Origin of the sequence: Saccharothrix sp. ST-888, from assembly GCF_000955975.1 — a bacterium.
Taxonomy (GTDB): Bacteria; Actinomycetota; Actinomycetes; order Streptomycetales; family Streptomycetaceae; genus Kitasatospora.
This window is the reverse complement of the sequence record NZ_JYJF01000792.1, coordinates 1-323: the sequence shown is the minus strand read 5'-3', so window position 1 is coordinate 323 and position 323 is coordinate 1. Positions and strand designations below refer to the sequence as shown.

Annotated in this window: 1 protein-coding gene; it reads right to left on the bottom strand. The window is 72.8% G+C overall.

Features of this window, described 5'->3' with window-relative positions:
* The coding region (locus tag UK12_RS34605) for an amidase family protein (RefSeq protein ID WP_045307193.1) at positions 1-323 on the bottom strand (323 nt) is incomplete at both ends.

Sequence of the window (323 nt, the reverse complement as noted above, 5' to 3'; positions counted from 1 at the left end):
GGACCTGGAGTTGCGGGTGAGCGGGATGGTCGCCCCTTCAGCAACCTCGGGGTGGTTGGTGGCCGCGACGAGCAACGCCCCGGCGGTGTGCAGACTCGGGGTCACGGCGGCGGCAGCAGTTGGCACATGCTCGGCACTGACCAGGGGGCTAGCGGTGGTGGGGACACCGGCGGTGTCGACCAGGTCCTCCAGTCCGAAGGGGATGCCGGGCAGCGGCCCGCGGTACAGGCCGGCCGCGATCTCGCGTACAGCCTCGCGGGCGGGGCGCAGCGCGGCGTCGGCGGTGACGGTCACATAGGCATTGACCTCGGGGTCCACGGCGG